General features: G+C 64.3%; 11 protein-coding genes. 1 reads left to right on the plus strand and 10 read right to left on the minus strand.

What is annotated here, in order from left to right; genetic code table 11:
• Positions 1-110: 110 nt before the first annotated feature.
• The 9 genes from CBW24_RS17695 to CBW24_RS17735 form a co-directional block, all read right to left on the minus strand.
• A complete protein-coding gene (locus CBW24_RS17695; RefSeq protein ID WP_097374580.1) occupies positions 111-1,277 on the minus strand; it encodes an alpha-hydroxy acid oxidase in 1,167 nt (388 codons plus the stop codon).
• A complete protein-coding gene (locus CBW24_RS17700) occupies positions 1,274-2,578 on the minus strand; it encodes a hypothetical protein (protein ID WP_097374581.1) in 1,305 nt (434 codons plus the stop codon). Before CBW24_RS17700 ends, CBW24_RS17695 begins: the two co-directional genes overlap by 4 nt.
• Positions 2,568-3,572, minus strand: a complete 1,005-nt coding sequence (locus CBW24_RS17705; RefSeq protein WP_097374612.1) for a zinc-dependent alcohol dehydrogenase — start codon at positions 3,570-3,572, stop codon at positions 2,568-2,570. The genes CBW24_RS17700 and CBW24_RS17705 overlap by 11 nt, the downstream gene beginning before the upstream one ends.
• Positions 3,572-4,900 carry a histidinol dehydrogenase gene (gene hisD / locus CBW24_RS17710; protein WP_097374582.1) on the minus strand — a complete coding sequence of 443 codons (1,329 nt, stop codon included), beginning with the start codon at positions 4,898-4,900 and terminating at the stop codon, positions 3,572-3,574. Before hisD ends, CBW24_RS17705 begins: the two co-directional genes overlap by 1 nt.
• Before the next feature lie 57 nt (positions 4,901-4,957).
• Positions 4,958-5,755, minus strand: a complete 798-nt coding sequence (locus CBW24_RS17715) for an ABC transporter permease (RefSeq protein ID WP_088664865.1) — start codon at positions 5,753-5,755, stop codon at positions 4,958-4,960.
• Complete coding sequence (locus CBW24_RS17720) at positions 5,752-6,717, minus strand: ABC transporter permease (protein WP_309765951.1); 966 nt, start codon at positions 6,715-6,717, stop codon at positions 5,752-5,754. Before CBW24_RS17720 ends, CBW24_RS17715 begins: the two co-directional genes overlap by 4 nt.
• 126 nt (positions 6,718-6,843) lie before the next feature.
• Positions 6,844-7,941 (minus strand): ABC transporter substrate-binding protein, encoded by a 1,098-nt coding sequence (locus tag CBW24_RS17725; protein WP_097374584.1) that lies wholly within the window; start codon positions 7,939-7,941, stop codon positions 6,844-6,846.
• Between the two features lie 49 nt (positions 7,942-7,990).
• Positions 7,991-9,121: an ABC transporter ATP-binding protein gene (locus tag CBW24_RS17730; RefSeq protein ID WP_097374585.1), complete on the minus strand. Its 1,131-nt coding sequence runs from the start codon at positions 9,119-9,121 to the stop codon at positions 7,991-7,993.
• 106 nt (positions 9,122-9,227) lie between these two features.
• On the minus strand, positions 9,228-10,004 hold the full coding sequence (locus tag CBW24_RS17735) for an SDR family NAD(P)-dependent oxidoreductase (RefSeq protein WP_097374586.1): 777 nt from the start codon (positions 10,002-10,004) through the stop codon (positions 9,228-9,230).
• A 74-nt stretch (positions 10,005-10,078) separates the two neighbouring features.
• Between CBW24_RS17735 and hisC the strand changes: the two genes are divergently transcribed.
• Positions 10,079-11,182 (plus strand): histidinol-phosphate transaminase, encoded by a 1,104-nt coding sequence (gene hisC, locus CBW24_RS17740; protein WP_097374587.1) that lies wholly within the window; start codon positions 10,079-10,081, stop codon positions 11,180-11,182.
• 47 nt (positions 11,183-11,229) lie between these two features.
• On the opposite strand, the gene CBW24_RS17745 is transcribed toward hisC, so the two are convergent.
• Complete coding sequence (locus CBW24_RS17745; RefSeq protein WP_097374588.1) at positions 11,230-11,964, minus strand: histidine utilization transcriptional repressor HutC; 735 nt, start codon at positions 11,962-11,964, stop codon at positions 11,230-11,232.
• Positions 11,965-12,124 lie beyond the last annotated feature (160 nt).

Raw genomic sequence — 12,124 nt, forward strand, 5'->3', positions numbered from 1 at the left:
TTGCCCCGTATGTTGCAGATAGCGGGACACCCGGCAAGCCACGGGCGCGGCGCACGGGTAAGCAAGATTATGTTAATAACTGCGCGGAGCCGGTTCTAAGCCCAGTGGCCCTACCGCGATTGCGGGCGCAGGACGTCGGTGCCCGCGCGCCGCAGATCGTCGACCGAGGACAGACCCATCAGGTTCAGGGTGATCCGCAATTCGGTTTCGAGCAGCGCGATCAGATGCGCCACGGCGGCCTGCCCCCCGGCGGCGACGGCCCATGCGAAAGGCCGCCCCATCAGCACGAAATCCGCGCCGAGGGCGAGCGCCTTGATGATATCGCTGCCGCGCCGGAAGCCGCTATCGACACAGAGCGCTGCGGACGGGCCGAGCGCCTGACGGATTTCGGGGATCAGGGCGACGGTGGATTGCCCGTGGTCAAGCTGCCTGCCGCCGTGATTGGACAGCACGATGCCATCGGCCCCGGCATCAGCGGCGCGCGCGGCAGTGTCGGGATCGGCGATGCCTTTGATGAACAGTTGGCCGGGCCAGTCCTGCCGCAGTTGCGCGACCGTGTCCCATGTCAGAAACTTGTCGAGCCGCCGGGACAGATTGCCCGCCTGCGCCATCGCGCCGCGTCCGAATTCCGGGCGTCCGCGGACCAGTTCGACCTGCGGAAAACCACCGCGCAGCAGATCCAGCGACCATGCCGGACGCTGGGCGAATTGCCACATCAAGCCGGGGGTCATACGGTCGATGCTGCGAAAGCCGTTTCTGACATCGCGTTCGCGGACCGAGGTGATGGCGGTGTCGACGGTGAGAAAGATCCGCTCGACGCCATGCGCCTTGCAGGAGGCCAGATAGGCGGCGTTCACCTCCGGGTCTTGGTCGAGATAAAGCTGAAAATCCGGCGCGGTGCCCGTCGCCTGCTTGATGGTGCCGAGCCCGTTGATGGAGAATGTCGACAGCACGAAGGGGATCTGCGCGTCGGCTGCGGCCTGCGCGATCGCGATATCGCCGTTGCGCCGATACAGCCCCTGAAAGCCGACCGGCCCCGGTCCGAACGGCAAGCGGGATCTGCGCCCGGCCACGGTCACCGACAGATCGGCATGGTCCGGCAAGGGGGTGAGCACCTGCTGGCGCAGCGCGTAGGCGTCGAAATCGTCGCGGTTGCGGCGCAGGGTCCGCTCGGAAAACGCGCCGCCATCGATGTAATCCGCGAAGATGCGCGGCAGGTAGCGCCGCGCCGCGCGGGCGAAGTCATCGACATTCTGAAACCGGCGCTCAAGCGTCATTCGGGGCGCACCGCGTCAAAGAACCGGGTGAACATGTCCTCCCCCGTCACGGGGCGGGAGGCGGCGGAAAGCGCAACGCTGAGCCCGATGGCCGAGGAGATGGGATTATGCCGGTCGCCGCCTTCGCCCGCGTTGAGGTTCATCACCAGCGTCGGCGACAGAAACAGCCCCGTGCGCAGGATCTGCTCCCAATCCTGCGGCAACAGGCCCGCGTCGCGCAGATGCGCAAGCCACGGTTTCCAGAAGGTTTCGGATTTCGCCTCCAGCAGCGCGCGCCGTGCCGGGCCGGGCTGCCAATCGGTGTCGAAGCTCAAAACCCCATCGTCGAGCGTCACGCGCGCCTGATAGCGCTCGGCCGCCATATCGGGATTATAGAGCCAGAACGGATGGGCAAAGATATTGTGGAAGGTCGATTTGACCTCGGCCAGCAGCGCGGGAACCTTATTGCCCGCAAAGGCCGGATCGAAGAAGGCAAGCCGGTCCTGCGCGGTGCCGCGTTCATACCAGACATTGGCGTTATGGGCGTCGCCATGGGCCACGATGCCCCCGGCGGTGGCGGTGTTTTCCGGCGCGTAGCGGACCAGCGCGGTATCGAACGCCTGTCGCAGCGTGCCCTCATAGGCAAGGCCGTTGATCCGCACCGGCGCATCCGCGATCTGATCCCAGTGCAGGGCGACATCGTTGGGAAACGCGAACTGCTTGCCGACATAGAATTTCGCGAGACGCCCACCGGGATAGTGCCCGCCGGGCAGGTCGATCAGGCGTTCGTAGAATAGGCGGTGGATCGGTTCGGCGGCGGCCTCCTGCGGGGTGATCGGGTGCAGGGTCTTCTGCGCGACCGCCAGGATGCGGGTGTTAAGCTCCGTCTCGGCAGCGCGGGCCCGGGCGGTGGCGGTCGCGTCGGGGGTCTGGTCCAGATCGAACAGCACATCCGAGAAGCGCGGATCGGACCGACGGCGGTAGATCAGCACCTGTTCCCCGGCGAGGGTCGAGATATGCACCGGCTGGTCCACGGGCAGACCGGCCTGCGACAGGATATCGGCGCGGTAATATTCGCCGGTCATCTCCTCTTCGCCGTCTTCTTGGTGAAACTTGAAGAAAAACGCATCCGCGCCGGAGGTAAAGAACCCGTTCAGCGAATTGAGCGAATACTGATCCTGATTGATCCGCAGCCCGGTCACGGGGATGTCGAAAAGGTCGGCGATGAACGTTTCCAGCATGGTCTGGGCACGCGGCACATCCTGACGCGCCACCGCACGAATTTCCGCCGTGCGGGACAGCGTTCGGGTGTCAGTGGCCATGATCTTCTCCGATTTGGATAAGGGTTTTGATCCCGTCGGCATCGCCCGCGAGCAGCCGGTCATAGGCGGCGGGAACCTGAGCGAGGGAAATGGTTTCCGCGATGAACGGATCGAGATGGGGCGCCAGCGCGGGGAGCATGTCGCCGATGGTGGCAAGCTCATCGCCAAAGGCATGACAGCCGATCAGCGCGATTTCGCGTTCGACCAGATGCACCGGGTCGATGATCTGCGCGGCGGCGCCGATGCCCACCAGCCCCAGACGGCTGGCGCCGCCGATCTGCGCGACAAGTCCGGTGATGACAGGGGCGTTGCCGGTGGTGTCGATGGCATAGCGGTAGGCCCGGGATGCCAGCGCATCGAGATCGGTGACGCGGGCGCCGGTGGCGCGGGCGACCACGGCGCTGCGGGCTTCGTTGCGGTCAAGGATGCGCACCGGGTGCCCGGCGCGGGTGGCCAGCAACGTGACCAGCGCGCCGATGGGGCCGCATCCGGTCACGACAAGCTCCGCCCCGGCGGGCAGGGCCATCAGGTTCAGCGCATGCAGCGCGACGGCCAGAGGCTCCGCCATCGCGAGGTGGCGGTCGGCGACACCGGCCGGGGCCTTTAGCACATTGCGGGCGGGCAAGGTCACCTGCCGGGCAAACCCGCCGTCGATGATTTCGCCCAGAAAGCCGAGCTTCTCGCAGACCTGCCCGACGCCCGCGCGGCAGGCCGCGCAGGTGCCGCAGGTCCAGCGGCTGTCCACGATCACGCGGTCGCCTGCCGCCACATGGGCCACATCCGCGCCCACCTGCATCACGGTGCCGGTGAATTCGTGCCCGGCGACCGAGGGCGCGCGGCTGATCCACGCGCCGGTGCGGTAATTATGCAGGTCAGAGCCGCAGATCCCCGCGACCGACACCGCAAGTGTCACCTCGGCTTGGGCCGGTGCGGGGGGTGGGGGGACGGACTCGTATCTGAGATCCGCGACCCCGTGCAGGCGAACCGCGTCGATCATTTGGCTTTCAGGTAGTCTTGGCGCAGGTCGCTGACCGCATTGGCGTGGGACGAGAAGCCTTCGTACTCCGCAAGCGTCTTGGCCGCCTGCGCCATTTCCGGGTAGCCCTTTTCGGTGACGTAGCCGATGGAGCTGCGGCGGATGAAATCGGTCACCGACAGCGGACCATAGGTGTTCGCGCCCTTCGATGTCGGCAGCACCGCGTTGGGACCGAGCGCGAAATTCGCAATCGATACGGGCGTGTGCGTGCCCAGCAGGATTTCGGAGGCTTCGGTGATGTCGCCCAGATAATCGAACGGTTTGGTCGACAGGATTTCCAGATGCTCCGGCGCGTAGTCGTTCACGAATGCGCAGGCGTCGTCCATATCGCGGGCCAGCACGATACCGCCGGAGGCCTCGGTCAGCACAGTGCGGGAAAATTCGACCCGCTGTTCGGTCATCTTGCCCCACAGTTCGGGCAGCGCGGCGAGGGCCTCTTCGATCACGCGCTCGGACGGGGTGACAAGCCATGCGGAGCTGTCGGGGCCATGCTCGGCCTCGATCAGCAGATCCATCGCGGCGAGACGGCCCGACACCGTATCATCGGCAAGGATCATGACCTCGGACGGGCCTGCGGGGAGACCGGGATCGATGACGCCCGCCAGCAGGCGTTTCGCGGCGACGACCCACGGGCTGCCCGGTCCCACGATTTTCTGCGCCTTGGCGATCGTTTCGGTGCCGAAGGCGGCGGCTGCGACGGCCTGCGCGCCGCCGCATTTATACACGGTTTCGACCCCGGCGATGCGCGCGGCGACGAGCGTGGCGGCGTCCACCTTCCCGTCCGGGCCCGGCGGGGTGAAGATCGCCAGATTGGGCACCTTGGCCACGACGCCCGGCACGGCGGTCATCATGGTGACGGAGGGAAACGAGCCCTTGCCGCGCGGCACATAGAGCGCGACCGATTTGATCGGCATGTAGCGGTCGCCGGCATAGGCACCGGGGCGGACCTCTTTCAGCCACATCGGTTCGGGCGCTTGCTCTTCGTGGAAGGTGCGGATGTTTTCGATGCCGAAACGGATCGCGTCGATGACCTTGGGGTCGACCATCTCATAGGCTTCGTCGAATTCCGCAGGGGACACTTTCAGCGTCTCGGCGGTCAGGGAGGTGGCCTTGTCGAAGTCGCGCCCGAACCGCACCAGAGCGGCGTCGCCTTCGGTTTTCACGGCGTCGATGATCGGCTGCACCTTATCGAGGAAGAACGACAGGTCCGCCTCGGAGCGGCGGGTGAGGGCGGCGCGTTCGGCGGCGTCGAGATCGGCGAGTTTCTTGATGGTGATGTCGGACATGACAGAAGCTTTCAGTGAGATCGAGGGAGAAGGCGCGCCACCACGGGCGGCCCGCCGTCATTTGGATTTCAGGAAGATTTCAAGGCCCACGAGCCGGTCGAGCAACCAGACCGCAAGCAAAGCGATCACCACAAAGACGGAAGACACCGCCGCAAGGTCCGGCGTGATGATCGAACGGATGTTGTTATAGATCTGAACCGGCAGGGTCACGGTGCGCGCGTCGGTCAGCAGCAGCGAGACGAGGAATTCGCTCATCGCCAGCACGAACATCAGCAGCCCGCCGGTGATGACGCCGGGCATCAGCCCCGGCAGGGTCACGAACCAGAAGGTTTCGAACCGCCCTGCCCCGCAGCTTGACGCTGCAAGCTCCAGATCGCTGTCGAGCGCGGCGGCGGAGGATGACACCGACCAGATGATGAAGGGCAGATTGATGACCGCCAGCGCCACACCCACGGGCCACAGGCTGCCGAGGATGCGCCATTCGCCAAAGATCAGCATCATCCCGATGCCCGATCCGATCAGCGGCACGGTAAAGGGCAGCAGCAGGTAGATCTGCACCGCATTGGCAAACCGCAGCTTGAACCGCGACAGGGCCAGCCCCGCCAATGTGCCGATCGGCACCGACACGATGAGGCAGACGGTGGACACGATCAGCGAGCGGATGAACGCCTGCTGAAGATCGCGGGCGAGGGCGATTTTCTCATACCATTTGAGGGTGAAGCCTTCGGGCGGGAAGGAGATCATGTTGGCGGTTGTAAACGACGCACCAACGACGATGACCGTGGGCACCGACAGGATGAGTATGCAGAACCAGACAATGGCCCAGAACAGGATGCGCTGCGATCTGGCGGTCATTTCTTGGCTCCCATGCCCAATGTGCCCGCGCCGAAGATCGCGATAACGACCCCCACGAACAGCGAGCCCAGCACAACCAGCAGCAGCGCCAGCGCGGCCCCAAGGCCTTGGTCCGCCGTGCGGAAGAACTGGTCATAGATCGCGTTGGCGATGAAATCCTGCGAGCCGCCGCCCAGCATGGCGGGCATGGCGAAATCGGTCAGCGCCAGCGTGCCGACCACCAGCCCCGCCCCGATCAGGCCGGGCTTGGCCATCGGCAGAACGACATGCCGGAAACTTTGCACCCAGTTGGCGCCTAGCGACGACGCGGCGGTTTCGGTTTCGCGCGGGATCGCGGTCAGGGCGGGCGCAAGCATCAGCACCGCGAAGGGCAGCATATATTGCACCAGCCCGAACACTACGGCGGGGAAATTGAACAGCAGGCGGATCGGTTCGATCCCCACAAGCCCGAGCGCGTTGTTGGCGACGCCGGTGGTGCCGAGGATGATCAAAAGCCCGTAGGCGCGCACCACCTGACCGATGAAGAACGGCAGAAACAGGATGACAAGCAGCGCCTTACGCACCAGCGAACTGGTCGTGCGGACCATGATATAGGCATAGGGCAGCGCCAGCAGCAGCGTGAAAAACACCGTCAGGCCGGCAGCATAGACGGAGCGCAGAGCGACGCGCGCATAGGTCGCGCTGTCCATCACCGTCTGGTAATTTTCCAGCGTGTAGGCTTCGGACTGCATGAAGGTCGACCGGTCGAGCGTGTGCAACGAACTGTCGGCCATCTTGAACAGGCCCAGGACCAGAAGCCCGACGAGCAGCAGCGCAGGCATGATGAGCGCCCAGCCGGTATAGGGGGACATGCGCGCGGGCCAGAATTTATCCAGCATGAAGTTCAACGCATCCATGACACGCCAGCGCAGCGGGTAGCGGAAATCGGTGCTGGGGGCGTCCTTGGACGGGGTGACGGGCATGGCGGGTTCCGGCATCTCGATGAGAGGGGGCGGGTCCGTGCGGGGCCGGGGATCAGGGCCAGGGCGCACGGCCTGCAAAGGGGTCAGGCGCGGGCGATCTATCCCCCGCGCCTGACATGCAGCGCATTAGCCCTGCATGATTTCCTTGAACTTGGCGAACCAGTCGCTTTCGTGCTGGACCTGCACCGCGGACGACACGCGGATCAGGTTTTCGAAATCGACCGGCTCGGTCGGGTAGGACGGATCACCGGCCAGACCTTCTGGCGGGGTGAGGCCCGGCACGACACCCGGAAGCCCAAGCCCGTCAAGCCAGATCTGCTGACTTTCCTGCGACAGGGCGAGGTTGATGTATTGCTTGGCCCAATACAGTTCGTTCTCCGGCAGACCTTTCGGAATCCACAGGCAGTCGGTGTCGAACTTGCAGCCCTCTTCCGGCACGGTCCATGCCAGTTCGACGCCGTTTTTCTTGGCCGCCAGCGCGTTGGTCGAAATGGTGCAGGCTGCGTCGATTTCGCCGTTCTGGAACCATGTGGTGAAATCGGGGTCTTCGCCCAAGAGCGGGTTCTGGGCCTTCATCTCGCGCACGAAATCCCAGCAGGCTTCCATGTTTTCGGGGATGTCTTCGAGGCTGCCGCCGCCCGCGACCTGCGCCGGGAAGTGGAAGCCGATGCCGTCATTGTAAAGCGCGATGCGGCCCTTGAATTTCGGGTCGAGCAGATCGCGCCACGAGGCGGGCGGGCCATCGGGGAACGCTTCGGGGCGGTAGGCCAGCACATAGACATAGCCATAGGTGTTGACGAGCGGGAAACCTTCGAGCCCGACGGGCTTTGCCAGATCGGTGGTGTTGGCGAGGTTGGGCAGATCCGCGATATCCTCGGTCACCCCGCGCAGCGCCGATTTGGTGGCGTTGGTCGTGGTGTCCCAGTTGATGTGGATCGGCGGCACCCGGCCCTGCGCGACGGCAGCCCAGACTTTCGGCTGGATTTCGTTGTCTTCGGTCAGGTCATGACGCACGGCAATGCCAGTCATTTCGGTGAACCGGTCGGAGACGCCGTTTTTCAGCGATTCCACCCATTCGCCGCCCCAAGCGCGCACGATGATCTCGGAGGGTTTTTCGGGCTCCTGCGCCAGCAGACGGCCTGCGGGCAATGCGGTCAGCAAGGCGGCGCCGCTGGTGGCCAGACCCGTGCGCAGAACGCTCCGACGTGAATACTTCTTGGTCATTCGGTAGTCTCCTACTGTTGGTGTGCAGTTTCTTATGGTTATGAAATTGTCAGGCCGCAGCCGGAAAGATCTTCAGGTCGCTGCGATTCCAGCCAAGCGCGATGCTGTCGCCGATGGCGAACAGGCCGAAACTGTCGGGATCGTGGTGATAGACGCGGAATGTGGCGCCCCGCAGCGCGCCGACCTCGACCACATACATCTGCCGCTCGCCCTCGAAAATCGTGTCGATCACGGTGCCGTCGAGCCGCATGTCACAGGCGCCAAGCGCGGCCTGCGTCCCGGCAAGGCGGATCTGTTCGGCGCGGATCGCGGCCAGAACCGGCGCGCCCGCGACGACATCGCCCTGCGCCATGCCCGGCACGACGACCCCGCCCACCTGTAGATTGCCATCTGCCGTGGCGGTGCCTTCGACAAAGGACGACAGCCCCAGAAACCCGGCGACGAAGGGGTTTTGCGGCGCGCGATACAGGTTGACCGGATCGGCGTGCTGCTGAACCCGACCGCCATCCATGACGATGATATCGTCCGAGACGACGAGCGCTTCGCGCTGATCGTGGGTGACGTTGATCGTGGTGACGCCCAGTTCGTGCTGGATGCGGCGGAACTCCAGCTGCATTTCCTCGCGCAGTTTCACGTCCAGCGCGGCCAGCGGCTCATCCAGCAGCAAAAGATCGGGTTCGAACACCAGCGCCCGCGCGATGGCGACGCGCTGCTGTTGGCCGCCCGACAATTCGTTGATCCGGCGGTCGCCGTAATCGCCCAGCTTCACCAGATCCAGAAACTGCGCGACCCGGCCCTTGATCTGGCGCGGGTTGAAGCGCCGCATCTTGAGCGGGAAAGCCACGTTTTCGGCGGCGGTCATATGGGGGAAAAGGGCGAGTTTCTGGAACACCATCCCGATGGAGCGGCGGTGCGGCGGCGCGGAATCGACGGCCTTGCCATTGATCGTGATCTCGCCCGCGGTCTGTTTCTGAAACCCGGCGATCATCCGCAATAGCGTCGTCTTGCCGGAACCGGACGGCCCGAGAATGGTCAGGAAGCGCCCGCGCTCAAGTTCAAAACTGACGTCATTCACCGCAAGCGTGCCGCCGCCGAAATCCATGGAGACATGACTGGCCCGCACAGCGACCTGCCGCTCGGTCAAAGCGGTATTTGCGTTTGCGGCGATCTGATCTGTCATCGGTGCCCCTGAGATCTGCTATAAGAGAAAGTAAGCACTTCTCAAATTAAAAGTATATACTTATTTTACTGGGAGAAGCGCGGCGCGCCGGGGGTTCGCACGGTGCCTAAATATTGGCCAGATATCCGCCATCGATGACCACGCATTGACCGGCGATATAATTGGCCCCGCTCGACGCAAGGAACCGCACCGCCCCGGTGAGGTCCGCAAGATCGCCCAACCGCCCGGCGGGTATACTGCCGACCATCCGCGCGACCCAGTCCTTATCCTCGTAGAACACGCTCGTCATGTCGGTTTCGAAATAGCCCGGTGCGATGGCGTTCACCCGGATGCCTTTCGGCGCCCATTCCGCAGCCATGGCGCGGGTCATGCCAAGGATCCCGCTTTTCGAGGCGCTGTAGGGCACGGCACCGGGAACGCCGACGAAAGAGGTCAGCGACGCCAGATTGATGATTGCCCCGCGCCCGGTTTCGGCCATCTGCGCGGCGACGGCCTGCGCCACGAAAAACGCGCCTTTCAGGTTGGTATCGACGATTTTGTCCCACAGGGCTTCGTCCACATCGAGCGTGGCGCGCACTTCTTCGACGCCGGCATTGTTCACCAGCACGTCGATCGGGCCCAGCGGTGCAATCTGCGCCCGGATCGCGGAGGTGTCGCGTTGATCGAGGGCAAGGCATGTCACCTGCGCGCCCATTTCGCGGATCTCGGCGGCGACGGGGGCCAGTGCTTCGGCGGTGCGGGCGCTGAGGATTAGCCGCGCCCCGTCGCGCGCGAAAGCATGGGCGATCTCGCGCCCGATTCCGCGGCTGGCCCCGGTGACGAACACGGTCTTGCCGGAGAAATTGAACTTCAGATCGGCGGTGCCGTCATTTTCACCTTGCATTTTCTCTCACTCCGACAAGTATAAGTATATACATAAATTGGTCAAATGGCTCCAGCGAGTCAACGGAGATTCCCATGACGCCCCCCAAGTTTTCCGCCCGTGCAGAGCTGGACCGCCTTACGCGCTACAATTCCGGGCTGACGCTCGACGATGTCGCCGCGCGCGCCAAGGGTCATCCCATCGCAAAACTCGGCTCCAACGAAAACCCCCATCCGGTCAGCGCGGCGATCACCACGGCGATGGCGGAGGCCATTGCCCGGCCCAATATCTACCCCGATCCGTCGGCCCGCGTTCTGGCCGATGAAATCGCCCGGCAGACGGGTGCTGCGGCGGAGCGTGTCATTCTGGGCGACGGCTCGGAAGACCTGTTGAATGTGCTGGCCCGCGCGGTGCTGAACCCGGGCGATGAGGTCGTGACGCTGTTTCCGTCCTTTCCGCTGCACGAGGATTACGCGACCATGATGGGGGCCACGGTCACCCGCATCGGCCTGACCCCGGATCGCAGGATCGACATGGACGCGCTGCTGGCCGCTGCGGCCCGCCCGGTGCGGCTGACGCTGATCGCCAACCCGATGAACCCGGCGGGGCTGTGGCTTGGCCCCGATGAACTGGCCGCTTTGCTCGCCGCGCAGCACCCCGACAGCCTGCTTTGCCTTGACGAAGCCTATGTCGAATATGCGGCGGGCCCGGATTACGCGTCGGGGGCCGAACGGCTGGCCGGGCATGACAAGCCGCTGCTGATCCTGCGCACCTTTTCCAAGGCCTATGGGCTGGCGGGGCTGCGCATCGGCTACGGCATGTCCAACAGCGATGACGTGATCGCGGCGATGAACCTTGTGCGCACGCCTTTCAACACCAATGCGGTGGCGCAGGCTGCGGCGCTGGCGGCGATGACCCATACCGAAGACATGGCGCGCGCCGTCGCCGCCACCCTCGCGGAGCGGGCACGGATGGAACAGGCGCTGGCGGCGCTCGGCCTGCGGGTGTTGCCGTCGAAGGGCAATTTCCTGTTCGTCGATTGCGGGCAACCTTCGGCCGGGGTTGCGGATCGCCTGATCGATTGCGGTGTGATCGTGAAGCCGTGGAAACAGGACGGGTTCGAGACGTTTCTGCGGGTGTCCGTCGGGCTCGATTGGGAAAACGACCAGTTTCTCGAGGCGATGGCCCGCATCGTCTGATCTGCATGGCTCCGGGCGCGGTCGGGCCGCGCCCTCCCTTGCGCGGGTCAGACCCCGACCTTCCCGTCGAATTCCGCGATCAGCTGATGCGCCTCGCCGGGATAGAGCAGCCGGGCGCAGGTCACCCAGTTGTCTTCGATCTGCGTGCGGCGCAGCATTTCCAGACAGGCCGCGCCTGCGGGCAATTCCAGCAGCGTCGCATCGCGCCCAGAGACATTGATCGCGCGCACATGGTGGCGCGCCTTGGTCCACGGCATGGTTTTCAACAGCCATGTGCCCGGCACCTCCGCCTGAAAATCGACACTCAGCGCATCGGGGACCAGCGCGGAGTTGATGACCCGCGTCTCAAGGCAGAACGGCTCGTCATTGGAATAATGCAGCCCTTGCAGAAACAGCGCGTTTTCGCCGGGCTCGTCTTCGTTGAGGCTGAGCAACCGGCGGTCCTGTGAATTGCCGGTGCGGTTTTCGCTCGACAGCAGCGCCCATTTATACCGCCGCCCCAGCGCCGCGACCTCTTCGCCGATATTGTTGATCGCCAGCACGGCGGATTCCGCGCGCGGCTGTGCCACGACCGTGCCGCTGCGCTTGCGCCGGATGACAAACCCGTCCGAGGCCAGCCGGGTCAGCACCTTGTTCATGGTCATGCGCGACACGCCGTATTGCGTGGCAAGTTCGGTTTCCTTGGGAAGGAGAAAGCCCGGCGGCCAAGTGCCGTCAACGATCTTGCGGGAAAATTCGTCTAGAATCCGGCCATGCAACGTTTCCGGTTTGTCTTTCGCCATTCAGTGTCCCGTCATCCCTCACGGTGTCTTGCGCGCGCAATGGTAGAACGACCAAAGGCTATCGAATTCAAATACATCGCCAATCGGCTCAAGTATATACTTCGCATATGTCACAGACCGCCAATCAGGCGGCAAGGACGCGATGTGCAAATTCTGGCAT

Source organism: Pacificitalea manganoxidans (genome assembly GCF_002504165.1).
Classification (GTDB): domain Bacteria; phylum Pseudomonadota; class Alphaproteobacteria; order Rhodobacterales; family Rhodobacteraceae; genus Pacificitalea; species Pacificitalea manganoxidans.

Bases quoted from the DNA above. Each gene is read 5' to 3' on its own strand.
- CBW24_RS17695 (WP_097374580.1), bottom strand. From the start codon at position 1,277: ATGACGCTTGAGCGCCGGTTTCAGAATGTCGATGACTTCGCCCGCGCG.
- CBW24_RS17700 (WP_097374581.1), bottom strand. From the start codon at position 2,578: ATGGCCACTGACACCCGAACGCTGTCCCGCACGGCGGAAATTCGTGCG.
- hisD (WP_097374582.1), bottom strand. From the start codon at position 4,900: ATGTCCGACATCACCATCAAGAAACTCGCCGATCTCGACGCCGCCGAA.
- CBW24_RS17715 (WP_088664865.1), bottom strand. From the start codon at position 5,755: ATGACCGCCAGATCGCAGCGCATCCTGTTCTGGGCCATTGTCTGGTTC.
- CBW24_RS17720 (WP_309765951.1), bottom strand. From the start codon at position 6,717: ATGCCCGTCACCCCGTCCAAGGACGCCCCCAGCACCGATTTCCGCTAC.
- CBW24_RS17725 (WP_097374584.1), bottom strand. From the start codon at position 7,941: ATGACCAAGAAGTATTCACGTCGGAGCGTTCTGCGCACGGGTCTGGCC.
- CBW24_RS17730 (WP_097374585.1), bottom strand. From the start codon at position 9,121: ATGACAGATCAGATCGCCGCAAACGCAAATACCGCTTTGACCGAGCGG.
- CBW24_RS17735 (WP_097374586.1), bottom strand. From the start codon at position 10,004: ATGCAAGGTGAAAATGACGGCACCGCCGATCTGAAGTTCAATTTCTCC.
- hisC (WP_097374587.1), top strand. From the start codon at position 10,079: ATGACGCCCCCCAAGTTTTCCGCCCGTGCAGAGCTGGACCGCCTTACG.
- CBW24_RS17745 (WP_097374588.1), bottom strand. From the start codon at position 11,964: ATGGCGAAAGACAAACCGGAAACGTTGCATGGCCGGATTCTAGACGAA.